19 protein-coding genes and 1 pseudogene are annotated in these 23,549 nt (G+C 69.2%); 1 reads left to right on the top strand and 19 read right to left on the bottom strand.

Annotated elements, in window-relative coordinates:
• The first annotated feature begins 3 nt into the window (after window positions 1–3).
• Complete coding sequence (locus tag D9V36_RS10520; RefSeq protein ID WP_129293533.1) at window positions 4–1,815, top strand: hypothetical protein; 1,812 nt, start codon at window positions 4–6, stop codon at window positions 1,813–1,815.
• 6 nt (window positions 1,816–1,821) lie between these two features.
• Here the strand turns inward: D9V36_RS10520 and D9V36_RS10515 are convergent.
• The 19 genes and pseudogenes from D9V36_RS10515 to D9V36_RS10425 form a co-directional block, all read right to left on the bottom strand.
• Window positions 1,822–2,644: pseudogene (locus tag D9V36_RS10515) on the bottom strand (IS5 family transposase).
• Between the two features lie 84 nt (window positions 2,645–2,728).
• Window positions 2,729–3,922, bottom strand: coding sequence for an NUDIX hydrolase (locus D9V36_RS10510; protein WP_241720799.1), 1,194 nt, complete (start codon window positions 3,920–3,922; stop codon window positions 2,729–2,731).
• Window positions 3,923–3,995: 73 nt separating this feature from the next.
• Window positions 3,996–4,493: an NUDIX domain-containing protein gene (locus D9V36_RS10505; RefSeq protein WP_129293532.1), complete on the bottom strand. Its 498-nt coding sequence runs from the start codon at window positions 4,491–4,493 to the stop codon at window positions 3,996–3,998.
• Window positions 4,490–4,906, bottom strand: coding sequence for a MazG-like family protein (locus tag D9V36_RS10500; protein ID WP_241720798.1), 417 nt, complete (start codon window positions 4,904–4,906; stop codon window positions 4,490–4,492). The genes D9V36_RS10505 and D9V36_RS10500 overlap by 4 nt, the downstream gene beginning before the upstream one ends.
• The gene (fxlM, locus tag D9V36_RS10495; RefSeq protein WP_347239702.1) at window positions 4,903–6,555 is read right to left on the bottom strand and encodes a methyltransferase, FxLD system; all 1,653 of its coding nucleotides are present in this window, start codon (window positions 6,553–6,555) and stop codon (window positions 4,903–4,905) included. The genes D9V36_RS10500 and fxlM overlap by 4 nt, the downstream gene beginning before the upstream one ends.
• A gap of 101 nt (window positions 6,556–6,656) precedes the next feature.
• Window positions 6,657–7,931 (bottom strand): site-specific integrase, encoded by a 1,275-nt coding sequence (locus D9V36_RS40875; protein ID WP_164992928.1) that lies wholly within the window; start codon window positions 7,929–7,931, stop codon window positions 6,657–6,659.
• 1,015 nt (window positions 7,932–8,946) lie between these two features.
• Window positions 8,947–9,282, bottom strand: a complete 336-nt coding sequence (locus D9V36_RS10485) for a helix-turn-helix domain-containing protein (protein ID WP_129293529.1) — start codon at window positions 9,280–9,282, stop codon at window positions 8,947–8,949.
• Window positions 9,279–10,466: a tyrosine-type recombinase/integrase gene (locus tag D9V36_RS10480; protein ID WP_129293528.1), complete on the bottom strand. Its 1,188-nt coding sequence runs from the start codon at window positions 10,464–10,466 to the stop codon at window positions 9,279–9,281. The genes D9V36_RS10485 and D9V36_RS10480 overlap by 4 nt, the downstream gene beginning before the upstream one ends.
• 116 nt (window positions 10,467–10,582) lie before the next feature.
• A complete protein-coding gene (locus D9V36_RS10475) occupies window positions 10,583–11,305 on the bottom strand; it encodes a class I SAM-dependent methyltransferase (protein ID WP_129293527.1) in 723 nt (240 codons plus the stop codon).
• A gap of 140 nt (window positions 11,306–11,445) precedes the next feature.
• On the bottom strand, window positions 11,446–12,381 hold the full coding sequence (locus D9V36_RS41905; RefSeq protein WP_241720797.1) for an NUDIX domain-containing protein: 936 nt from the start codon (window positions 12,379–12,381) through the stop codon (window positions 11,446–11,448).
• Window positions 12,378–14,411, bottom strand: a complete 2,034-nt coding sequence (locus tag D9V36_RS10465) for an ABC transporter ATP-binding protein (protein ID WP_129293526.1) — start codon at window positions 14,409–14,411, stop codon at window positions 12,378–12,380. The genes D9V36_RS41905 and D9V36_RS10465 overlap by 4 nt, the downstream gene beginning before the upstream one ends.
• Window positions 14,412–14,838: 427 nt before the next feature.
• Entirely contained in the window at window positions 14,839–16,179 is a 1,341-nt protein-coding gene (locus D9V36_RS10460) for an endonuclease III domain-containing protein (RefSeq protein WP_129293525.1), read from the bottom strand.
• A 5-nt stretch (window positions 16,180–16,184) separates the two neighbouring features.
• The gene (locus tag D9V36_RS10455) at window positions 16,185–16,517 is read right to left on the bottom strand and encodes a class I SAM-dependent methyltransferase (protein WP_129293524.1); all 333 of its coding nucleotides are present in this window, start codon (window positions 16,515–16,517) and stop codon (window positions 16,185–16,187) included.
• 58 nt (window positions 16,518–16,575) lie between these two features.
• Window positions 16,576–17,079, bottom strand: coding sequence for a GNAT family N-acetyltransferase (locus tag D9V36_RS10450; RefSeq protein WP_129293523.1), 504 nt, complete (start codon window positions 17,077–17,079; stop codon window positions 16,576–16,578).
• Window positions 17,076–18,365: a protein-L-isoaspartate O-methyltransferase family protein gene (locus D9V36_RS10445; RefSeq protein WP_241720796.1), complete on the bottom strand. Its 1,290-nt coding sequence runs from the start codon at window positions 18,363–18,365 to the stop codon at window positions 17,076–17,078. The genes D9V36_RS10450 and D9V36_RS10445 overlap by 4 nt, the downstream gene beginning before the upstream one ends.
• Window positions 18,362–19,657, bottom strand: a complete 1,296-nt coding sequence (locus tag D9V36_RS10440) for an MFS transporter (RefSeq protein WP_129293522.1) — start codon at window positions 19,655–19,657, stop codon at window positions 18,362–18,364. Before D9V36_RS10440 ends, D9V36_RS10445 begins: the two co-directional genes overlap by 4 nt.
• Complete coding sequence (locus D9V36_RS10435) at window positions 19,654–20,016, bottom strand: NUDIX domain-containing protein (RefSeq protein WP_241720795.1); 363 nt, start codon at window positions 20,014–20,016, stop codon at window positions 19,654–19,656. The genes D9V36_RS10440 and D9V36_RS10435 overlap by 4 nt, the downstream gene beginning before the upstream one ends.
• A 107-nt stretch (window positions 20,017–20,123) precedes the next feature.
• On the bottom strand, window positions 20,124–21,008 hold the full coding sequence (locus tag D9V36_RS10430) for a phosphotransferase (RefSeq protein ID WP_129293521.1): 885 nt from the start codon (window positions 21,006–21,008) through the stop codon (window positions 20,124–20,126).
• 206 nt (window positions 21,009–21,214) lie between these two features.
• A complete protein-coding gene (locus tag D9V36_RS10425) occupies window positions 21,215–23,155 on the bottom strand; it encodes an ATP-binding cassette domain-containing protein (protein WP_431357748.1) in 1,941 nt (646 codons plus the stop codon).
• Window positions 23,156–23,549: the final 394 nt, after the last annotated feature.

The following is a 23,549-nucleotide window of genomic DNA, read 5'->3' as shown; positions in this document are numbered from 1 at the left end:
GCCATGAGCGATCCCGACCTCCCCATGCTGCTCCCGCCCGCCATGGAGCCCTCGGACCCGATCCACGTCTCCACCTTCGCCAAACCGGAGTACGCCGACTTGACCTTCACCTACGGCAAGGTCAAGTCTGGCGGCAACTGGCCCGTGCACTGCAAGGAATTCAAGGTTCACATCCCGACCGGCCGCCAGGCATCCGCCCTGACCAGCGAACCAGGTCTGATCCACTACAAGTTGACCGTTCCCGACGGTAAACGGCAGTGGATCGTCGAGCGTGACACCGGGAACCCCAACGAGACGGTTTTCACCTGCTCGCCGCCGCCGGGTGAGCCCGCCGCGTTCGACGGCACCTGGAGCGTCGAACTGAAGCTGTGGGGCATCGAGGTCAACGGCGGTGTCGGCCCGGTCGACATCGTCTGGAAGGAGTCCACCTCGACCACCGGAGCGGACGGTCTCTACCAGGAACGCAAGGGGCGAGGCGAAGTCAAAAAGCTCGACGACTCTTTCTACCTCCACAGCTTCCGCCCGGACCCGATGGTCATCAGCCGTGGCTCCAAGGCCACCCTCAAATGGGAAGGCACCCCCCACGCGGAGTACACCATGTACTACCGGAAACCGGACGGCACCCAGGGATCATCCACGGCCGAGGACGGCATCTGGACCTCCCCGGTGGACCTGGTCGACGACACCAGCTTCACCCTCGAAGCCAAGATGGGCGAAGACGAGATCCGCTACCTCACCACGTACATCGAGGTCAACAACCCCGACATCGCCGTCAACAATGTGACTGCTAACGGCAACCTCACTGCCGTCGCGGCGGACTCGCTTGTCAGAATCAGGAGTCTTGGCGGGCCCTACGGCGAACCCCTAGGACTCACAAGCCCCACCAACACCGCCGCCCTTACGGTCGGCGGCACACTCACCGCCAACGGCGACGTCGATGCCGTGGGCACCGAAAAGAAGGTCCGAATCGCGAACCTGTATGGCCCCTATGGTGTGCCCCTGAAGATCCACAGCCTTCTCAACGTAACCGGTACCCTAACTGCGGATGGTGCCATCCAAGCCAATGGCGACGTGACAATTGCCGCAGCAAAGACGCTCACCGTCAATAAGATCAAGGCGTCATCCGACGGGCAGCTCACCATCGAGAATAATCCCACGGGTACGCCTGCTGAAATCAATGCGGCCAGGATGCGCCTCGTATTTGCCACAGGAAAGGTCGGTGGAGCAGACCGCCTTGGCTACCTCGATGTCACGGGAATCATCCAGGCCTCCAAAATCAAGGGGGTCGGAACTTACAACGAGCTCATCCTCAATGGAATCACGCGAATCGATGGCAGTCTTCGCGGTCCGGGATCAGCATCTACTGAGCCTGTGGTGATCCCTGGACCGCTGCGGGTGGGCGGAACCCTGGAGGGACAGTGGATTAAGCCGGCTCTGGGGATCACCGTCCCTGATGGTCAGGGCATCTATGTCAACGGAGGGAAGCGGGTAATCGCGAATGGAGACAAAATCTCGCTCAGGAACGAGAGGAAGGTAAACAACAAGGACAGTCGCCTTCTTGCGGATAACAAGCATAATCCACCCGGATCGCCCGGATATTTGAACGTCTTCAGCTATGAGGGGTACCAGGGCAGTAACGGGAACCACTGGTTCATCGAGGACCGGACGTCGCGTTCATCCGTCGCTGACGTCGAGGGGAGGGAGCCTGAGCACGATAGGCATTTGGCCGAGGCCGACACGGATGAGCCCAGCGCCACCACTGGCCCCTCTGACGAGGCTGGGGAGCCCGACACCACAGATACCGGGCGGGCATAAGAACTCCTAACAAAGTGCGAGGTTCCTCAGCCGGCGCCAGCAGATGATGCTGCAGGCCAGGCTGAGGAAGGCTTCGTGGATGTCGTCACGGATCTCCCGGCGGATGCGTAGTCTGCGGAACCAGTGGAGCAGCGCGAAGCTCTGCTCCACTACCCACCGGTGGACGCCCAGTCCTGAGCCGTGTTCGGTGCCGCGGCGGGCGATGACGGGGGTGATCCCCACCGCGCGGACCTGTTGGCGGTACTTGTCGTGGTCGTAGCCGCGGTCGGCGTAGAGCCTGGTCGCCGGCGGGGCCGTCCGCGGCGGCCGCGTACCGGCGGGACGGCCTGGATCAGTGGCATGAGCTGGGTGACGTCGTTGCGATTGCCGCCGGTCAGCGAGACCGCCAGAGGAATGCCGTGCGCTTCGGTGATCAGGTGGTGCTTGGAGCCCGGCCGGGCACGGTCGACCGGACTCGGCCCGGTTTTGGGCCGCCCTTCATGGCCCGTGCGTGGGAGCCGTCGATCACCGCCCTCGACCAGTTCAGAGCGCCGGCGGCATGCAACTCGGCCAGCAGTTGCTCGTGCAGGCGCTGCCACACACCCGCGTCGTTCCAGTCCCGCAGGCGCCGCCAGCACGTCATGCCCGAGCCGAAGCCCAGTTCCTGGGGCAGGAACTCCCACGGAATGCCGGTGTACAGCACGAACAGGATCCCGGACAGCACCTTCCGGTCCTCCAGACGCCTGCGTCCCGGGTGATCGGCACGACGAGGCACGACCGGAAGCAACGGCTCGATCCTCGTCCAGAACTCATCGGACACGATCCACGGTGATCGTTCCCCCCTGCGCATGCACCGGTCAACAACCTGACTGACCAACACATTCCAAGTCCACCATGGCCATTCTGTTAGGAGTTCTAAGGCGACGTCGGGGGATCAAGGTCCACGGGAAGGGTGACCGCCGGCGTCAGCCGACTCAGGACCTACGGGTGGTGCGGTACGTGCGCTCAGGACAGCCAACCCTTCAGGGGGATTTCCGTGATCGGTGACGGTGCGGCGAGCGGGATCCCCCATCGTGTTCTCGCGATTCGTGCCGCGTGCTCTGCTTGCTGGTAGCCCTGCTCGCCCCAGCCCAGGAGGGCGGCAGCCTGATGGGGGGGTGGCCAGCAACCGGGCGAACTGCCGCCCGGTGGCTGGATCAACCAGGGAGGGCCCGGCCTCGGCGATCGGCGCGGCCAGCCGCAGTCGGGCGCACTCGCCGATCCTTCCGTAGACCTCCCCGGTGGCGTCGTAGACCCAGCCCAGCCGCTCCACGTCGCCGAGGGTCAGTTGTGCTTCTTCTGCGGCCTCGCGTACCAGGGCGGCTTCCGGTGAGGCGTCGGTGGGCTCGACGGTGCCGCCGGGCAGCATGGCCAACGGTTCTTCCGGGTCGATGACCAGCACTACCCGGCCGTCGGGGGCGAACAGCCAGCCCCACGCCTGAGGAATCGGGAGGTCTTCCGGGGCGCGGCCGGGGTGCCAGGGCCAGTCGCGTCCGGCCCGGGGCCGCGTGTGGACCTGGTACCGGTCCAGGGGCGGAACGGGGCCGACGTGCTGGCCTCCGCTGAGGTGGGCGGTGGTGCTGGCCAGCCGGGCGCGCAGCGCGGCCAGCATGATCTGTGCGTCAACCGGGATCATCCGCTCGGCCGCCGCCCGCGCGTCGAGGAACTCGTATCCGCTTAGCTCGTCCTCGGGCAGACGCATCCTGGCGATGTCCTGCGCGGTGAGGGTTCCGCCGTCCATCACGTAGCGGACCTCGCCAGGAAAGGGCATTCCTTCGGTAAGGTCCGGGTGCCCGGGCGCGAGCCAGTGCACGGCCAGAAGTCGTCCCGGTGGCACCGACAGACCGAGTTCCTCCTGGACTTCGCGCCGGCAAGTCTCATCGGGGCCTTCTCCGGCCTCTGCGCCGCCGCCCGGCAGCAGCCACTGCGTGCGGTAGGTCGGCTTGACCAGCAGGACACGGCCGAACTCGTCGGTGAACAGCGCCGCCGCGCTGAGCCAGACCGAATGCCGTGAGCGCGCGTATTCCTCGTGTGACATCTCTGGTTGTCCGGGTGCGGCAGCCGAGGTGCTGCTGGCGGAGGTGTCCACAAATGCTCCTTCGATAGGGGAACGCTGGGCGGGCGAGGGGAGCGGAGAGGGCAAGCGCTCCGCTCCCCTCGGCCTATGGCAGGGTCGTCTGTTCCAGGTAGCAGACCGATCGGGTGTGGCGGGCTCGGGCGACGGCTTGGAGGCGGTCGAAGGAGTGCGTGGGCATCTCCTTCTTCCAGACGTCCAGTGATTTGACGGCGACCTCGGTGTGTTCGTCTGGGTCCAGGACGATGCTGTCGATCTGCTTGCTGGTCAGCCGGCCGCCGTCGAAGATGAATCCGATCTTGTGGGTGGTCCACTGTCCGAGCGGGGGCAGGAAGTGCATGGCCAGCAGCTGCGGTTCGACAGCGAGATGCAAGCCGGTTTCTTCGAGGCATTCGCGGAGCGCGCACTGCCAGGGCGTTTCGTCCGGGTCCATGTTGCCGCCGGGCCACTGCCACAGGTCAGGGTTGCGTGCAGCACGCAGTTGGATCGGGTGGTCGGCCTCGTCGGTGACGAACAGGCACCCGTAGACGGTGGCTTTGGGCAGAGTCGCGATGTACTGCTCGGGAGGAAGCCACGTTCCAGTCATGCTGTCTCCGTGGGGGATGGACGGTCGGCGGCCGGCGCTGGAAGGAACTTGACGGCCTTCGCCGCCAGTTGACGTTGGAGATACTGCTCCGCGTCGTCGGGGCGCATGCGGGCGAGGGCGACCATGCCCGTGATGATGACGTCTGCGACCTCGGCGTGGACGTCCTGCCAGGTGTGGCTGTCGCCCTTGCGGGGGTTGGTGCCGCGGGCACCGATGACGGCCTGGGAGGCTTCGCCGGTCTCCTCGGCAATCTTCAGGACCTGCAGTGTCCACTGCTGTGCCTGGTCCAGGCCGCCGGCGTTGTCGTGGGCGTCGAAGCGACGGGCAAGGCGACCGACCGTCTCCCAGACGTCTTCTCCCACGGTGCCGGGTTCTGTCGACGGAGGCGTCGCCTGCTCGGTCCTCGTGGTCATCGCTTGCCTCCCGCCTCTGCGAGGACCGCTTCTTCGGCCGTGGCCGGTGTGGCGGGGTGCTGGCTGCCCGGCCACTGGAAGACGAGGCGGGAGGAGGTCTTGTCCAGGACGTGCCCGGCGGGGAGTTCGTGGTCGGGGGTGCCTGCGGGGTGCACGGTCATCTGCGGGTAGCCGGCCCCGCGCACGTGTTGGTCCCAGGACCGTACGCAGGCGGCCATCCGCTCCGCCAGCTCTGCCCTGGCCGGGCCGACGGCGTGGACGATGAACTCGGAGCGGCGCTCTTCAGGCGTCTCTGCGTCCTTGACCAGGACGTAAGTGAGGTAGGCCAGCGAGCCGTCCGCGACCGTGGCGGCGGCCTCCGCGCCGTACGGGAGGGCGGCCAGGGCATTCGGCCGGGCGTCGTCCAGCCGGCAGAACGCCGGCAGGGTGGTGGCCGCGTAGAGCTGGAGGGTCTCGAAGGACTCCCTTCCCGCAATGGTGACGCCGGTGGGTAGCTCATGTCGCGGGCCTTGCAGTGCGTCCTCCAGGCCGGCGGGATCCGAGGGAGTGCCGTCCTCGTGGCACAGCTGGAGTTCGCCACCGGCCAGGTTCGTGACCGGGGTGGTGCGGGCGGCGGCCCCGCGGTCGCGGACGAACTCGCAGTAGGTCCAGTCCCGTGCGTGCAGCACGTCTCCGTGCCGCTGGAGCGCGATGGCCCGGGTGTAGCCGTGGATCTCCAGTGGCAGCACCAGATACCGGCCTTCGGCCAGCTGTTCTCGCCACGCCGGCGCGATATCCCAGCAGCTGTGGGTGATCATGCAGCCGTCGAAGCCGCCGCGCGGCATGTGCCCGGGCGCGCCCTGGCTGCCGTCGCCGAGCAGCACCGTCACTCGCCCGCTTCCGGCCTCCGCGGTGAACCGCCGGGTGCGCTCGACGACGTACGGGTCGAGGTCCATGGTGACCACGCGCCCGGCCGGGCCGATGACGTGGGCCATCAGTTCGGCGTTGTAGCCGCCGGAGCCGGCCTCGAACACCGTCGTCGCCGGCTCCAGGCGCAGCTTCTCGATCATGTCGGCCTGCAGCCAGGGCGCGCTCACCGAACTGACCGCCGCCCCCGACTCGTCCCGGCTGGTGACGATGGCAAGGCCGTCGTCGTAGGCGAGCCGCAACGGGCTCTCCGGGGTGAACCGGTGCCGCGGCACCGTGCTCAGCGCGTCTTCGACCGCGTCTGAGGACACCCAGCCTCCGGCGATGATGCGCTCGGTCATCTCCTGCCGTAGGTGGACCGCTTCGGCTGGTTCGCCGCCGACAGCCGGGGGCGTGATGGCGTGCGGGTAGGAGTGCACCGGCGGCAGGCCGCGCAGGACGCCTGGCCACACCGCTTCCAGTGCGTGGGCGGTGGGTGTGAAGAGGGTTCCGAGCACGGAGAGGGTGTGCAGGTCGTGCCATTCCCACCGCCGGAACCGGTGCGGTTCGGGCAGGCCGAGCGTTCCGTCCCACGCGCTGATGCGCACCACCGCGGACAGGCGCCGGACGTCCGCCCGGTCGTCGTGGAGGATGGTCAGCAGGTGGGCGTCGCTGATGGCGGCCGTCAGGCCGGTCTCCTCGGCCAGCTCCCGCACCGCTGCCGCCTGGAAGGACTCGCCGGCCTCGACGCGCCCGCCGGGCAAAGCGGGCGGGTTCGCGGATTTCTGGCCGCTCAGTCGCGGGAACCTGCACGTTGGCGGGCGGCAGGGCGCCGGGCACGGTCGAGTTCAGGGACACCCGCCTGTCATGGTGGGATGGGGCCGCCGCGGTGGGGGTGGGCCGTGTGGATGTATTTCATGGCAGTGGTGATGGAGATTCCGAAGACACGGACGAGGTGGACGGGATCTTCGGTCTCGCGAGCCTCGTCCAGGATTCTGTCGGCGCGAACTGCGCGCAGAGTCAGACCGGCGGGATCGAAGCGCCTGTAGACGTAGTCCGCGGAGACAGGATCGGTCGCGTTGGCGGTCTGTTGAGTAACCAGAAGGTGCGAGTTGACGGTGCGTGGCCAACGCTGATGGCGGTAGCGGAGCCAGGCATGCAGTAGGGCAGCTGTGGTGTCGTCGAGGTGGACGATGTGACGGCCGTGGGGGCGGCGGATCAGAAGTTGCCGTCGGGTAAGCAGCACGTCGGAGAGGTCGAGGTTGCGCAGGTCCGTGCCGTTGCTTGCGTGGAGGGCGACCAGGGCGAGAACCAGGCGGGTAGCGGGGTTGGAGCTGGTCTCCAAGAGCCCGGCCAGCCGGTCGGGGGCCAGAGTTGTGGGCAGCAGTTCCTGACGGGTGATGCGGAGTCCACGGGTGGGGTCGACGAAGACGAGCTTGGCGTGTTTCAGGGCTCGAAAGAGCGACCGAACCGCCACAGCGCGCTCGTGGGCGCGTGGGCCTTTGACCGCGGTGACAGCGGCCGTGACGTCAGGCTCCGTCACCTGGCGCAAGGTGGTGTAGCGGGTGGTCCAGTCAGCGAGTGGCGTGGCCAGGTAGATGAGGTAGCGGCGCAGGGTGGCGTAGTCGGTGACGCGGTGGTGGGCCCTGCTAGCGCCACGCAAGACCCCGACCCACGTGCCGAGTTCGTCGCTGATTCGTGGAGGGAAGGCGGCGATGGTGCGCTGGATGAAAGCCTCGTCGCTGTTGCGCCGCGGCGGCGAGGTGACGAGCTGTTCGCGTTGGTCCAGGAAGGCGACAAGCCCGCGGATGCGACCCTTGCCGCCGAACGCGCGGTGCATCGCCCGAATATCTTCCTCGCGGAAGACGGTGACGGCGCCCAGCCAGGTGGCGGCCACTCGTAGAACCCGAGCACTGGGCTCGTGGACTTTCTGGTGCCAGCGGTTCTCCATGGTGTACCGGGCGAAGTCCGCCAGCAGGGCCTTCACCGGCGGTAGCGGGGCCGGCAGCAGGGCTCCGGCCAGCGGGCGCCAGTCCCGCTCGATCTCAAAGATCGTCGCCTGACCTTCAAGTACGGTTGGCGGACTGACTTCCGGACGATCCGCGAGGAGCCCGCGACGGGTCGCGCTGCCGTTCGCCAAGGACGGTCCGGCAAACCGTAGTTGCCGCCAGGTAGAGGCGTCGGTGTCAGGTCCCAGCTGAAGGCGCTGTCGAGTGCAGTCGCGGCATCGACCGTTCCGCAGGGGAAGCGGCCCGGCGCCACACCGACCGCAACGTCCTCGCTGGTCAGCGTATGTGCGACGCCAGCTTCTACAGGCGTCGCACACTTGGTTTCGACCCCACGAGAGGCAGTGATCGCAACTTCGTGGCTGAGGTTGGGGGCGGGCCCGCTGGGCGTGCGGTAGCAGGGCCACCTCGCGGTCTAGGTCAGGAGCAAGCCAGCCAGCCTTGTTCAGGACCCGGGTGACTCCGACGGGCCGGTGAGGCAGGGCGTCAAGGATCGCGGCGTCGACCAGGTCCTGGCCGGCCGCGTCACGAGCCGCCAGCGCAAGGGCCAACATGTTCATGGCACTGACGCGCCAGTCACGCCCGAGGCAGTACTCAGCCTGCACCTGACCGACCAGCGGTTTAAGTCGGGTCAGATCGTCTTGGAATCGGCTGCGAATCGCGATGGCGTGGTGCTCCAGCAGCCGGTACGGCGCAGGGAACAGGGCCACCTGTCCACACACTGCCGGCGGGCAGATCCGCTCGTCGTCCACGACGAGGGCGTCGGGGCGCTGAGCGCGTGCCCAGCCAGGTGCGTGGTAGCGGCCGTCAGTCTGCAGGCGGTAGGTACCGGTGGGCAAGGCAGGCCGACGGACGGAAGCGGGCAGGCAGAACGCGAGCTGGGTCCATGCCGGCTGCTCTGCGGCCCTTGAGGGTTCGAAGTACCAGGCCGCGTCGTACTCGGTGACAGCCACGACACACGCCCGGCAGAAGCCTTCATCGTTGATGCGCCACAGTCGCTTACACCGTCTGCACTCGCCCTCCGGGTGGTTCCGTTTGGAGCGCCATTGGTGGCAGGGGGAGCAAAACGGTGACTGGACCCGCAGCCCCCAGCCGAGGCAGCCGGCGCACTGCCCCAGCGAGGGCAGGCGCTTTCGTCTTGGAGCCACCTCAGTTCGGTGGGAGCGACCTGGGCCGCCCCGCCCCGGTGGACCGGCGCGGCACCGGCCTGGGCGACTCACCCGCAGCCGTCGCGAGCCCCTCATCCTGGGCCACCGGCGTCTTCCTGGCTACAGGTTCGGCGACGAGCAGGTCCGCGACCGTGCACTGAAGAGCAGCGCAGATCAGGTCCAGGTCGTCCAGCCGTACCGTTACGGGTGTGCCCGACCAGAGCGCGGAGACTTTCGACATCGACGGAGTGAAGCCGACTTCTTTGAACGCGGGCATCAGGTCACTGGGCCTCCAGATGCCTCGGTTGGCCGCCGCCCACCGCAGGTTCCACTTCACGACAGACCCCCCGTGTCCATGCGCAGTCGTTGTGCTGCCCGAGCCGACGAACGTCGGCTGGCCATCTCTGGATCGCTCTGAGCCGACAAAATGTACCGAACCGTGGTCGTCGTCCAGTCATGGCCGAGCAACTTCTGTACCTCCCACAGCGACATCCCCGCCTCGTAGCGGTGTGTGGCACAAGCATGCCGAAGCAAGTGAGGAAAGATCCGCTCGACCGGACCTGCCAGGTGGGCCTCCGAGGCTCTCGCCAGCGCCTTCCGTAGCGTCGACGTTGTCACCGCTGGGCCGACAGGGTTCGGCATACCGCCAAGATCTCGCGCGAGGCGCTCAGAGGGCCACACCGGCGACTCAGGGTGCTCCGGGTCGTCTGAGAACAACCCGCGGACTTCCTCCACGTACCACCAGAGCAACTCACGTCCCTCGGCGAACAGAAACGCCTCTCGCTGCCGCGGCCCCGACCCTCGGGCGCCCTTGCCCTGGACGAGGAACCGCCCGAAGTCGCCGGCCTCCCAGTGCAGGTCCTTCATGCGCATCTGGCACAGCTCCGAAGCCCGCACCCCGGAGATGTAGATCAACTTCGCCATCACGTAGTCCCTGCACGCCACCGCCTCCTTGCGAGCGTGCGCCAGCTCCCGCCGCCAACCGGCGAAGAACTCGTTGACCGCCCGGGCAGACGGTGGCACCCGCAGGCCGAAGTCACCACGGTGTGCGTGTCGGTTGAAGGGATCGACCGGCGACTCGACCGTCGCCCCGAACCGCTGGAAGATCTCGTGCGCGTAGCGTTGCTCCAGGAATGCGAAGAAGTGGTCGATCCGGTTCAGCTTCGATCGCACCGTCGGTGCTTGACGTTTGCCGACTCCAGCGAAGTAGCCGTCGACGTGGCGGGGCGTCAGCCGCCATGGCACGACACCGTAGTGGTCGCACACCTCGATCACTGGCTTCGTCAGCCCGTCCAGGGTGGAGGACGCCAGGCCCGCCACATCTCGCGCCCACTGGTACTCGACCAGCGCGTCCATGAAGAACAGCTGCTCGTCTTCCTTGTCAGCCCCGCCTGCGTATCGGCGCTGCAGCAACAGCACATCGCTCAGCCCTGGCTCGCCGCCCAGCAACTCCGCCTCTGCGGCCGACGGTTCGCTGGGAGGCGTTACGAGGGAGAGCACGCGCGTCCCGGGATCTGCCATAGACGTTGAAATTACAGCAGTGAGTCCTGAAATTCAGGAGAACGGCCCAACATCTGGAGAGGCTGAAAAAGGAGCCCATCGAGCCCCCTGCCAGCTGAAATGGAATGACGCGCCGCTCAGCCCCTCAGGGAACCCGCCCGTACTCCAGTTAGCTCCCACATGCCCCGCGTCGACCGGCCGAGCAGCACGCGCCCGGAGCCGTCGGTGACCACCGCGCACACACCGACGACGGACTGCGGCTCCGGGCGGCCCTTCTCCACCGCAGTGAAGTCCCCGGCGGGGTGGCGCAGCACGAGGACCGCCAAGCCCTCCGAGTCGAACCGCTCCACCTGCGACCACCCCTCCACCAGCAGGCTGATCTCCTCCTCGTCCAGCGCGATGTGCCGCCGCTCCTCGGGCGTGGTCTCCGCCACAGGTGTGATCACCACCAGCGCGCCGCGCGGTCGCAGGCGTGCAGCGAGGGTGTCCAGGGTTCGGGTGCGGTCGTGCAGGAAGGGGAACACCAGGCGCAGGGTGATCAGGTCGTAGCCGTCGTGGCTCAGCTCCGCCGGATCGTCGTGCTCGATGTCCAGGCACAGCCACCGCACCCGCTCCGCGCCCGCGTGCTCCTTCCGGGCGCGGGTCAGGGCGCCCTCGGCGAAGTCGACCGCATCGACGGTGTAGCCGATTTCGGCGAGGAAGACGGCGAGTTCGCCGGTTCCGCAGCCCAGCTCCAGAGCGCGCCCGCCGTCCGGGGCGGGCGCGTGCCGGACGAGCAGGTCTTTCTCCGAGTCGCGGAAGGGACGGAAGCCGCGATGGTCGTCGTAGTGCCGGGACCAGTGGGCTCGGTCGTATGCCACGGGGCACTCCTAGTCAGGGGTGGTGTGCAGCAGTTGGGTGGGGATGGAACGGCCCGTGCCACGGTGGGCGCAGGCGCAGGCGCAGGCGCAGGCGCAGGCGCAGGCGCATGGTGCGCGGTGGTCGTTCGTTCGCGGTCAGGTCAGGTGACGCTGTTGTGGTGGGTGTCCGGCACCTGGGGAAGCCAGGTGACAGCGTCCTCGCGGAAGCTCTGGTTGACCGGCACGAGGCCGGAGGCGTCTTCGAACGCCGAGAAGGTGATCGCGATGCTGCTGGCTCCGTCGTCGAGCGCGCACAGCTGGCTTCCGCAGTCCGGACAGAAGCCGCGCCGGGAGTCGGGCCAGGTGTAGTGCCAGGCCGGCTCGCCGCCGTCGCCGGTCCAGGTCAGGCTGCTCAGGGGGAAGGAGACCCAGGACATCATCGGGCCGCCCGACAGCCGCTGGCAGTGCGTGCAGCTGCAGGTGTGGGGATAGTCAGGGGCGCCGGTGACGGTGAACTGGATCCCCCGGCACAGGCAGCCGCCCGACCGCAGAGAACCACCAGGGCTTCCGCCTCCGGATGCGCCGTGGCCGACTGGGCTGCTGCTGTCGGTAGTCGCCTTGGCGACGGTCCGCAGGTTTTCGCGGTGAAGCAGTTCGGCGTGGCGGCGGATGAGGTCGTGGGTCGAGGAGGCCATGCGCAGGCGTGGCATGGTCTCGGGCCGGAACCAGTGCAGCATGACGCCTTCGGTCAGGTGCAACGTCGCCGGGTCACCGGCCCAACGGCCGGTGAAGATGTGGATGGGGACGGTCCCGCCGTCGCTGCCGCGAGCTTCCTCGACGGTGAACGGGGTGAGGTCGGGGAGTTCCAGACCGGACTCCTCGCGCAGCTCTCTTCTGGCCGTCTCCTCCAGGGACCGGTCCTCCGGTTCACGGCCGCCGCCGAGCAGGGACCACGATCCCGGCTCCCAGATTCCGGGGATGTCGTCCCGTAGGTGCAGCAGGTACTCGCCGGCCTCGTTGTAGATCAGCGTCGAGGCGTTCGCCTGCGGCAACTGGTGGGGCGGGGCCGCATCGGTCGGTGGGGTCTGTTCGGTCACGGATGCACCGTCCTCGGTTCGGAGTCGGACGTGGCGGACACGGCCCCCTGGTAGCCGGCTGCCTGGAGGGTGAACATCTGGGCGTAGTCGCCGCCGAGGTTCATGAGCTGCTGGTGTGTGCCGGCTTCGGTGATCCGGCCGCCGTCGAAGACGTAGATCCGGTCGCATTCGACGACGCTCGCCAGCCGGTGCGAGATCAGCACGGTGATCTGGTCGGCCCGTGCCTTGTTCCGCAACACTGCCTGATAGACGGCGTGTTCGGCCTTGGGGTCCATGCTCGCGGTCGGTTCGTCGAGCAGGAGCACGGGAGCGTTCTTGTACAGCCCACGGGCGACGGCGATCTTCGCCCATTGTCCGGCCGACAACTCCTGGCCGCCCCGGAACCGTTTGGACAGCACCGCCTGCCAGGTGCCCGGCAGACCGGCGATGACCTGCTCGGCTCCGGAGGCCCGCGCCGCGTCCAACGCCCGCTGGGGGTCGGTGTCGGTGAGTGTGCCGCGGGAGACCGTGAGGTTCGCCAGGGCGCTGAAGGGGAAGTGCACCGGGTCCTGCAGCACGGTCGCAACGCGGGCTTGCAGCGACTCGGAGTCCATGTCTCGCACATCCACCCCGTCCCAGCGCACCGTGCCTTCGCCCGCCTCGTACAGTCCGGCGATCAGCCGTGAACAGGTGCTCTTCCCGCTGCCGTTGACGCCTAAGAAGGCGACCGTCTCCCCGGCGCGCAGCGTCATCGAGACACCGCTCAAGGCGGGCGTCTCCTTGCCGGGGTAGGTGTAGCCGACATCCTCCAGGGTGAGGGCGGCGACGGTGGCCGGTGCGGTCAGTGCACGCCGCCGGGGCTGCAGTCCTCGGCAGCGTTCCTGGAACCTCAGGAGGTCATCGACCCACATGGCGTGCTCATAGACCAGGTGCGCCACATCCACGAAGCGCGTCAGCGCGGTCTGTCCGGTCTGGATCGCCAGAACGGCCCCGGCGCCGGCGGCCAGCGGCAGCCACCCGGCGACCAGCATGGCTCCCAGGGCGATGTACGTGATACCGGTCCCGATCCCGCCCACGGCGCGGCCGGCCAGCGTCAGCAGGGCCGAACTCATGCCGAGATGGGTGTCCTCCTCGGCGATCCGGGCCGTCAGCCGGCGGTGCTCGTCCAGGAGGGCGTTCTGAGCGGTGTCGGAGCGCAGTTCGGCGGCGGCGTCCCGCTCCAGCAGCAGCCAGGAGAAGACCCGCACCCGCCGCTGGAGGGTGTTCCACCGCTTGAAGCTGTGGAACCGCGCCCGCGCCGTGCGTACGGCGGCGGCGCCCACCGGCAGGACGGACAACAGGAGCAGGGGGAGGAGGACGGGGTGCAATGAGGTGAGGACGCCGGCCGTGCCGACCAGCCCGAGGAGCGTGGAGGCCAGGGTGACGACCTGGCCGACGATCTGCCGGGCGTAGAACAGGCCGCGGTCGGAAGCGCGGTAGGCGTCATCGTGCCAGTCGGCATCATCGACGACCTCCAGCCGGACATGCGCGGTCAACCGAAGGAAGTCACACTCCAGCGCGGTGCGGATCTTCGGCGTCACCCGCGCCTGCGCGACCGCGACCCCGGCCTCCAGAAGCGCCCGTGCGGACAGGAAGCCCACCACGAGCAGGATCTGCGGCACCGCGCTGCGGACCTTGTCCGGCGTCGGACCGTGCCCGAACAGCTCCCGCAGCACACCCACCGAGGCCACCAGCCCGCAGGCCGCCATCGCCGCGGAGACCAGCTGCAGGACCACGACGGCCAGCGTGGCCGAGCGGTCGGCCTGCCACGCCAGCCGGCCGATCTGTCCCACGATGCGCGGCAGCCGCACCAGCACCTCGCGGACCGTCGACTTGGCCGCGGCGCCGTCGTAGGCCGACCAGTACGCCTCCTCCAGCTCATCGGCGACGTCACCGTCCCCCGGTTTCGTGGGCTGAGTTGCCGGCGGAAGGCCAAGCGGTTCCTGCCGGGGGCCAGGCAGCTCCGCGCGTTGCTGCGTTGACGGTTCCGTGGCTTCTTGGTCCGCGCTCATGCCCACCACCACGTATCGGGACGGGATGAGCGCGGTGCACGGCGAGAAGAAGCGTCAACTACGCGCCTGGGCAGACCGTCCTCCGGAGGTGTGGGCTGCCGTCGTTCGAGCCGAACAGGGCGATGCGTGGGGGCGAGCGAAGGGTTCATGGCTTCTCCGGAAGGCGGGAATGGGTACAGGTGCTCTAAATAACGGCCCGTTCTGCTCCCCGTAATGGGTGACGAAGGGGCAGATCGTGAAAGAACGTTCTATTTAGTGGTCGAGGGCAGGCAGGGCCTGGATTCCGGGATGAGGGCGGCGCTCGAACGGCGTGTTTCATCCCTTCGCGGGATTGCCTCGTTGCGATTTGGCGCGGGTTCGGGGCGTGGTGTGGGCATGCCTGGGTGGGCAGGGGCGCTGGCGTGCCGCTGCCCTGGGGTCGGGTGTTTCAGGAGGTGGAGGGGCGCAGTTCCTGGTTCCACGTCTTGGTCGCGTCGGGGGTCAGGAGCGGAGCGACGGGAGTGTGGAGGGATTCGTGCTCGACGAGGTAGAGCGCGGCAGTTCCGGCGTGGCCGGGGAAGAGGCGGGCGAGGTGTTCGTGGACGTCTTCGGGGGCGGCGTCCTCGGTGTCGAGGAGCCGTCGGGCGAGGATCTTGCGGTTCCACACGTCGACTCCGAAGACGGCGGGGTCGCGTGAGGCGTGGGAGGCCATGACGGCTGCTGTGTAGGGGCCAACCCCCTTGATCTGCTGCAAGAGTTCGACCAGGTTGTCGGCGGCTGCCAGGTCCTCGGGGCGGTGGTCGCGGAAGAACGCGGCGAAGTGGGGGAGAGTCTTTGACCGGTACCCGAGCCTGTCGCGCTCCTTGAATTCCTCGGCGGTGACCGCGGCGATCTCGGCCGGGGTGAACCAGGCCCGCAGCCGGATCCCGTCGAACTGGACGAGGCGGCCGTGGCGGGTGAGCAGGTTGCGGGTCATCTGCGTGGTGCGGCTGATGGTGGTGTTCTGCAGGAGCAGGGCGATGACGGCGATCTCGAAGTGGTCTTCGGGGCAGCTCTGCCGCATGCCAGCCAGCGCGTGCAAGGGAGCGCGCATCGCCGTTACGTCGGCGGCGAGTTCGGTGAACGGGGCGAGGTCTTCGTCCAAGCCGTAGGAGGTTGTCAGCCGGCGGGCGAGACGGTTGCGGTGTTCGGGCGTGTAGTCGCTGTCGGTGAACACCTCGGCGCTGATCATCCGGTCGTCGCCTCCGTTCGACAGGGCTACGCCGATGATCAGGCCGTCGATGCGGAAGGTGCGCCAGCTGCGCGTTTCGGTGTGGGCTTCTAGGCCGGTGGCGTAGTGGGAGGGCTTCCACAGGGTGTGGCGGAAGTTGAAGGGGCCGTTGCCGGTGATGGGCAGCAGGAGTGTGTCGGTGTGGGTGAGGTGGCGGGGTTTCACGTCATGCTCCTGGGTGGCGGCCGTGGGTGGATCGCAGGCGGGAGTCGTCGTGCGGCAGCCCGTCGGGCGGGGCGGGCCCTTCGGCGGCCTCTTCTCCCGGTAGCCGGCGGCCTGTCCGACTGGGCCGTGCAGCACCACGGCGGTGGAGTCCTCGGCCTCGAGGCGCTCGGTGTGCTCCCACCCTTGCGTGAGCATGGCGATCTCGTCGTCGTCCAGGCAGATGCCGCGCAGATCCTGCGGGAAACGGTCGGCGTGCGGGGTGATCACGCACAGCTGCCCACCGGGCCGCAGCAGGTCGGCGAGTTCCGCGACGATCCGCGTGCGGTCCGGCAGGTGCGCCAGCGACCGGCGCACGGTGATCAGGTCGAAGCCCCCCGGCCTGCGAGCGCGGGAAGGTCGCCCAAGGCCACGTCCGCACAGTGGTAGGTGATGTCAGGGCCGGACGCCGCCTCGGCACGGTCGATCGCGGCCTGGGCGTAGTCCACCGCATCGACGACATACCCCAGCTCGTCCAGCAGCCGGGCGAGGTCGCCGGTGCCACAGCAGACCTCCAGGGCCCGGGGCTCTTTGGGCCCCTTGGGCGGGGCGAGGGTGTCACGGACGATGCGGATCTCGGCCTTGGACAGTGGCCGGATGCCGCGGCCCCCCGCATAGTGCGCATTCCAACGCTGCGCCTCGGACGTGGTGTTCATGTGCTCGTGTGTCCTTTCTGTCGGTGCCGGGCCCCGGCACCCTGTCCAGCTGGTGTGTTCACGGCGCGGGTGGCTCGCTCGGGTCGGGGAATTTCGTCATCCGCATGAGGGCGGGGTACGGCCGGAAGCCCAGTCGCTCGTAGAGCGGCGCGGATCCTTCGCTCGCGTAGAGCTCGTAGAGGGTCACGCCGCGCTCCTGCAGGTCCTCCAAGAGCGCGGACAGTGCGGCGTGTGCATAACCGCGGCGCCGGTGCGCGGGGTCGGTGGCGACGGCATGGATCCGCACCGCCAGCCCCTGGGGATACCTCGGGGCCGGCAGGAGTACCTGGACGAATCCGAGCGCACAGGAGGCAAGGCCTTCGCCGGGTGCGTCCACGACGTAAGCGTGGGCATCACCACCTGGCCGCAGTCGCAGCGCGAGCTGGTCCCGGCCGCGGGCGAGCCACGCTTCGTCGAGTGGCTCGGACAGGATGTACTGCGAGCGCAGTCGCGCGATCTCACCAGCGTCGGCCGGTGTGGCCAGGCGCGGTGCCGGCGCGTTCGACGGGGCGCTGTTCGTCATGCTTGGTCCTCCTTGGGAAGGTCGGGCCTACGGAGACGGCTGGGCTGCGAGGCTGCGCCGCATCGAACAGGCTCGCCGCTCTCCGGTCCGCAGATCGGGGCCGGAGCTGGGAGCGCGGGCAGTTCCCACTCCAGGGCGTGGGGCCCGGCCGCCGAAGCAACATGTTGCGTTCCGCCGCCTGCCGGGATGTCGACCCGGTACTGGGTTGGTCGGCCGGCCCGGGTCCAGCGGGCGTGGACGGCTTCGAGTTCGGCCCACACATCGCGCGGACCGTGCACCCGGACCGTGCCGTCGCCGGGCCCGGCCACAGCCCACGAGTCGTCTTCGGGCGCGACGACCGTCATCGTCTCGGCCTGGAAATCCCGCACCACGTTCGGGACCAAGTACGCCGCCGCCATCCAGAAACCGTGGGCGTCATCGGACGGTGGCGCAAGCCGGGTCGACCGGATGTGGCCGGGGTCGGCCTTGACCTGTGGGCGGTGCTTCAGGGCGCTGAGCCAGCGGTAGCCGAGCATCGGCCGGTACCCGCGCGCCCGGCCCTGCAAGACCGCCGCAACCCGCCCCCGCTGGTTCCGGGTGACCAGGAGCTGCCCGGGCCAGCTCGGCGTGCGGGTCGCGAGCGTCGTCAGCAGCCGACCGGCCGGGGCGAGCTGCTGCACCCAGGCTGCCGGGACGCACGGCACGCCGATGCCGGAATGGATCCGGTCGTATGGGCCGTCGGCGGCGTGGCCGTGCAGCGCGTCGCCCTCCACCACCGTCACGCCGGCTCCGAGTACATCAAGGTTCTGCTGCGCGAAGGCAGCCATGTGCCGGTCGCGTTCCACGCCCACCGCCTTCTCTGGCCCGATGACTGCGGCGGCAAGCGCAAGAGATACGCCGGGACCGGGACCGAGCTCCAAGAACCTTTGCCCCGGCGCAAGATGCAGAGATTGCAGCGCTTCTACGGTGGCCGGGCTGTAGGTGGACATGGAGGTCATGTTGCCGCCGGTGACTGGTCCGCGGACGAGGCTGTCGAGGGCCTCGTGGTCCCGCTGGAGCAAGATCGACTCGTCGCTGTGAATCAGGTCGAGCCATTCGGCCTGATCGTCGGGATGGGAGCCGTCGAGGAGACGCCAGTCGATCGGCTCCACGCCCGGGCCGCTGACCCGCACATAGGCGTGGGGTAGGAGCACTTCGCGGCGCACGCTGAGGAAGGCGGCACGCAAGCGGGGATCGCTCAGGCCCCCACCGGACTTGAGCTGGTCGACCATGGCGGTCCTCTGGGCTGCGGTCGCGGTCGTTGTCATGAGGCTCCTTCACGGGCGGGCGGCACGATGGTGTGCGCCGGTGGGGCGGGCATATCCCGCAACGCACGGACAGGGGAGGTGAGCAGGAGGACTACGGGGACGGCCTGGAGGGCCGCACCGAAAGCGAGGGTGCTGTGCACCCCGAGGAGAAGGACTAGGGCGCCGGCGATTGCGGCGGCGAGGGGGCGGGCGCCAGCGGTCACCGTGGTGCTCGCGGCCTGCATGCGGCCCTGGAAGCGTGGTTCGCACAGGATCTGCCTCAGGGACCTCTGGCTCGTCCCGGAGGCTGTGGCCCAGAACAGCTGAACGGCCAGCGTCCCGGCGAGCGCGATCTGCCAGCGGAGTCCGGATCCGGCGAGCAGGAGGGGAATCTGGGCCAGCGGGCTGACCGCGAACCCGATGATGATCGTCGGTCCGATGCCGAGGCGGGAGGCGATGCGCGGGGCGAGGAGCGCCCCGGCCAGGCTGCCCGCGCCGCCGACGCCCATGATCACGCCGAACGCCGTGGGGGATACGTGTAGGTCGGCGAGGAGGTAATACGCCCAGTACGTGTTCATGACAGCCAGTCCGAAGCTGAGCGTGGACAGGGCTGCGATCACCGTGCGGATCGTGGGCTGCCCGACCACGTAGCGCAGTCCCTCTCCGATGTCCCGCGCGAGGGTCCGGCGGCCTCCGGATGGCGCGGCGACCGGCTCGGGGGTGCGGATGCGCCACACGAGCAGCGCGGAGAGGAGGTAGGAGAGGACGTCGGCGAGGAGCGAGCGGTCGGCGCCGACGGCGCCGACCAGCGCGGCGCCCGCGTTGCTGCCCGCGCTGTCGGCCACCGACGAGGCCGCGCCCAGCCTCGAGTTCGCGCGCTGCAGCAGGTGAGGTCCGACGAGGACGGGCAGGTAACTGATGGCGGCCGCGTCGTGCACGATCTTGGTGACGCCCAGGACGACGGCGACCGCGTACAGCTGGCCGATGCCGAGCACCCCGGTGAAGGAGGCGGCCGGGATGGTCGCGAGGCCCGCGGCGGCGGTGAGGTCCGCGGTGATCATCTGGGGGCGCTTGGCGTAGCGGTCCGAGAGCGCACCGGCCGGGAGCGCCACGACGGCGTTCGGCAGTTGGCCGAGGAAGGCGAGCGCGGCGACCTGGGTGGTGGAGGCGTGGAGTTCCAGTACGGCCAGGGTGGGGAGGGCGACGGTGCTGACCGCGGATCCGGACAGGCTCGCGCACTCGCTGGCGACCAAGCGGCGCAGATCCGGGGAGGTGACCGTCGAGGCCTTGGCCGTCTGGGTGGAGGTCGTCACCCGGCCTCACCGCCCAGCAGTTCCGGGGCGATCACGTTGGCGTAGAGCCGGCCGGTGGCGAAGTGGGTCAGGACCGCGTGGGTGAAGGGGTGGCAGTCGGGCGGCGGGGCGGCCGGGTCGACCCACACCAGTTCGCTGTGGGTGCCCGGCTCGCGGTTGTACAGGGTGTCCTCCCACTCCCGCACCGTGAAGGCGGCGCCGATCACCCGCTCACCGTCCGCCGCGTGGAAGTGGAGCAGCTGGCAGAACCGCAGGCGGTCCGGGCTGATGTGGATGCCGACTTCCTCGGCGAGCTCGCGCGCCGCTCCCTCGTCGAGGAACTCGCCGTCTTCAAGGCGTCCTCCGACGACCGTGAGCATCCCGGGGGAGTGTCACGACGTCGCCTGGTGCCGGACGGTCAGGATCCGGCCGTCGCCAGGACGCTGGAGCAGGACCATGACGTTCCCGATGCTCCGATGTACGGCGCTCACGGTCGATCCTCTTTCATGAGCCGGTCCAGGGTCCGCCGACCGCGGGCGGTGACCTCGGAGTCACCGTTGTCCGGGCCCCAGGCAAGGCAGCTGACCGCGTCCAGCGCGGTCAGGCAGCGCAGCGCGTGCCGCTCGGCGCCGGACAGCTCCCGCCCGTAGGACAGCAGGAACGCCTTCTCGCGGTCCGGATGGTCGGCCCACTGGGTGGTGGCGAGGATGACGAGGTCCTGGACGCGGGCGGCCGGCCGGGACCGTTCGAAGTCGATGAGGGCGATCCCGCTCGTGGACCACAGCCAGTTCCTCGGCTGGTTGTCGCCATGGATATAGCCGACGGGTACCGGGCCGACGCGGCGAAGGCGTGCGGCATGGTCCCGGACCAACTGCTGCTCGTCATGGTCGAGCCGGTGCCCGGCGCGGGCCAGGTACTTCTCCGCTCCGTCAGCGGCGGCGGGCAACGAGGCTTCGGCCTCCACCCGGTCGCCGCGGTCGAGTGGCCCGGCCTCGTGGAGCCGGGCGCAGAGCGCCCCGGCCTGCTGGTGCACGGTCCGCCACTCGACGGCGCCCAAGCCGAGTTCCTTCGCCGGGGCGCCGGGGACCGCGGTGAGCAGCAGGGCCAGGTCCTGGGCACGGCTGTCGACGAGGTGGGGCGCCCGGGTGTGGCCGAGTGCGGGCACGATGTGGCGGTAGGCCCGGCTCTCACGGGTGAAGAACTTCACCGAGGGCGAGACCTTCAGGTAGTGGTGAACCCCGCGTTCGCCCTCCAGGTCCCACACCCGGGAGCGGTGCCAGTCGTGCGAGGCGTCGCGGACGGACACGACGGGGTCGATCCGCTGTTCCGACCAGCGCTGCAGGGCCGCGGGCAGCGGCTTCGTCGGGCTCATCCGGCAGACCTCGCGCCCGTGCGCGGGACGGCGGAGCGGCAGGGCACGCCGCCATCAGGTTCGGTGCGGTCGGGGAACACGGTTCCTCCCGGGGGTCGTCGGTCGAGTGGGTCGTGGGGCGCCGCATCGGCCGGCCAGGTCGGCGGACCCGGCGGACCCCGGCCGTCGCCGGACGGCCGGGGCCGGCTCAGCACTGCGTTGAGGGCTCAGGTGGGACCAGGCGCACCGCCGGTGCGCTGCTCCAGTTCCCACAAGGTCCGAAAGAGCCCCGGCTCACGGGTGAGCTCCGCGTACGTCCCCTCCTGGACCAGGCGGCCCTGGTCGAGAACGACGATCCGGTCAGCCACGGCGACGTTGGCGAGCCGGTGTGTGATCAGAAGGATGGCCCGGTCCTTGGCCAGGTCCCGCAGGCCGGTGAACACATGGTGCTCAGCTCGGGCGTCGAGGGCGGCCGTCGGCTCATCCATCACCAGCAGTTCGGCCTTCCGGTGAAAGGCCCTGGTCAGGATGACGCGTTGCCACTGCCCGCCGGACAGCTGGTGGCCGCCGAACCACTCGGAGGTCAGGAGGGTGTCGAGGCCGGAACGGAGCTCGGGCAGCATGTCCGCGGCTCCGGACGCCTCGCAGGCCGCCATGAGCGCGGCATCGCTGGTGTCGCCCTGCCCCAGGGTCACGTTGTCGCGCAGCGTCAGCGGCAGGTAGGTAAACCGCTGCGGTGCCACCGCCACGTGCTTCCACGCCTCCCACGGCTCCAGCCGCGCGGTGGTCTTGTGATTCCACGCCACCTCCCCGGAGGTCGGCAGCAGCAACCCGCAGATCAGCCGGGACAGCGTCGTCTTCCCCGACCCGTTCTCCCCGACCAGCGCCACGATCTCCCCGCGCCGTACCGTCAGCGACACCCCGGCCAGGCTGTCCTTGTCCGCACCGTCGTACCGGTAGGTGACGTCGCGGACCTCGAACCGCTCCGGAGCCGCCGACAGCACCTCCGAGCCACGCGAGGCCACCATCGCCTGCCCGTGCGCGTTGTCGAGGAAGTTCTGCCAGTCCTGCACGTACCAGCCGGTGCGCACCAGCCTCGCGCCTCTGTTGATGATGCCCCGCACCGAGCCGGTCGCCGTCTGCAGGGCGAAGACCGCGCCACCACCCGCAGCCAGGTCCATCCGGCCGGAAACCAGCAGCCACAACAAGGTCGCCCAGACCGCCGCCGAGGCGACTCCGCCGGCCGCCGCACCGGCCAGGCCCATCCAGGCCCCGGTGTTCGCAGCCTCGCGCTCGGAGACGTTGACGGACGCGGCCAGCCGCCGGTATCGGCCCAGGAGGAACGGGCCGGCCAGGCAGGCCCGCATCTCCTCGCTGGACTCCTGGTAGGACATGTGCCATCGCAGCTTGTGCAGCATCCGCCGGCGCCCCGACGTCTCCAGGCCCGCGAGGTACACCACTCGGGCCGCGCGCACGTACGCGGCGGCCTGCGGCAGGCACGCCAGGAGAAGCAGAGGCAGAAGAACCGGGTGGATCACGGTGAGCACCGTGGCACCGGCGGCGAGGGTCGCCGTGGCGGCCAGCACGTCCTGAGCTTCTTCCACGAGGTCGGGAGTGACCTGCGCGCCGCGGTCGGCAATGTCGTATTGGTCGTTGTAGCCCGGCTTATTGTTCGCCGCAGCCTCCGCGCCGAGAGCCGCCTCGACCATGCAGACTTCCGCGGCCCGGGCGAGCACCGGCCGCAGCCGCCCGGTCAGCCAGGTCACCGTGACCCCCAGCAGGGCCCGCAGCCCCGCGGCGGCCGCGATGACAGCCAGTTGCGGCGCCGCCTCCCGCAGCCGCCCGGTGATGTCGCCGGAGGAGATCAGCGCGGTGAGGGTCCCGGTCACGGCGAACAGGCCCAGCGCGGCTAGCACGCCGGTGCCGATCTGGCACGCGAGCAGCCCGGCCGTCGCGCACCGGTCCACCTGCCACGCCATCCGCAGCGACCGGCGCACCAGCACGGGCAGGCGCCGCGCCATCGTGCTCGTCGTCATCTGCGCGCCGGCCTGGAGCCTGGACTCGTCCCGGTACTGGAACTCCTCCTCCTGCGCCGCGCCTTCGCTGTCCGGTGGATTCCCTTCCGCTTCGTCCGTGCTCGGCTGCGCGGCTGTGCTGCCCGAGGTCAAGTCGATCCCCCTGTCGGTCGTCACGGCTGGTTCGCGAGGCTCAACGACACAGCCTGGATATCGAACACACGTTTTTCGGTCGGCCCTGAAATCCCGGGATAGAGCGTTCGAGGAACCGTGGAAACTGCACCGACCCTGCTCCTGCAACGGCACTGCCGCCAGACGTGGTTGGCCGAATCGCCGAGGTTCCCAGGCGCCGTGCGCCAGAGGGCGCGTTGGTGGGTGCGAGGGTCGACCCGCCCTGGACCAAGCCGCCGTAGGAAGCGAGGCAAGCGTGGCGTATCTGCTGTGGGCGAGGGTGCAGTCAGGAGGCCGTCTCCCCCCGGATGCTGCGACCACTGGCGTCCGACCGCGACATGGATGTGCGGGGCGGCGCGACTAGCCTGGCAGCGGG

The sequence above is a fragment of the Streptomyces lydicus genome, assembly GCF_004125265.1.
Classification (GTDB): Bacteria; Actinomycetota; Actinomycetes; order Streptomycetales; family Streptomycetaceae; genus Streptomyces; species Streptomyces lydicus_C.
Note: the sequence above shows the minus strand (reverse complement) of the source record. Positions and strands in the feature narration are given on the sequence as shown.

Coding starts and splice junctions, on each gene's coding strand:
- D9V36_RS10520 (WP_129293533.1), top strand. CDS start 4: ATGAGCGATCCCGACCTCCCCATGCTGCTCCCGCCCGCCATGGAGCCC.
- D9V36_RS10505 (WP_129293532.1), bottom strand. CDS start 4,493: ATGACTGGAACGTGGCTTCCTCCCGAGCAGTACATCGCGACTCTGCCC.
- D9V36_RS10500 (WP_241720798.1), bottom strand. CDS start 4,906: ATGACCACGAGGACCGAGCAGGCGACGCCTCCGTCGACAGAACCCGGC.
- D9V36_RS10480 (WP_129293528.1), bottom strand. CDS start 10,466: ATGGCAGATCCCGGGACGCGCGTGCTCTCCCTCGTAACGCCTCCCAGC.
- D9V36_RS10465 (WP_129293526.1), bottom strand. CDS start 14,411: ATGAGCGCGGACCAAGAAGCCACGGAACCGTCAACGCAGCAACGCGCG.
- D9V36_RS10455 (WP_129293524.1), bottom strand. CDS start 16,517: ATGAACACCACGTCCGAGGCGCAGCGTTGGAATGCGCACTATGCGGGG.
- D9V36_RS10450 (WP_129293523.1), bottom strand. CDS start 17,079: ATGACGAACAGCGCCCCGTCGAACGCGCCGGCACCGCGCCTGGCCACA.
- D9V36_RS10445 (WP_241720796.1), bottom strand. CDS start 18,365: ATGACAACGACCGCGACCGCAGCCCAGAGGACCGCCATGGTCGACCAG.
- D9V36_RS10435 (WP_241720795.1), bottom strand. CDS start 20,016: ATGCTCACGGTCGTCGGAGGACGCCTTGAAGACGGCGAGTTCCTCGAC.
- D9V36_RS10430 (WP_129293521.1), bottom strand. CDS start 21,008: ATGAGCCCGACGAAGCCGCTGCCCGCGGCCCTGCAGCGCTGGTCGGAA.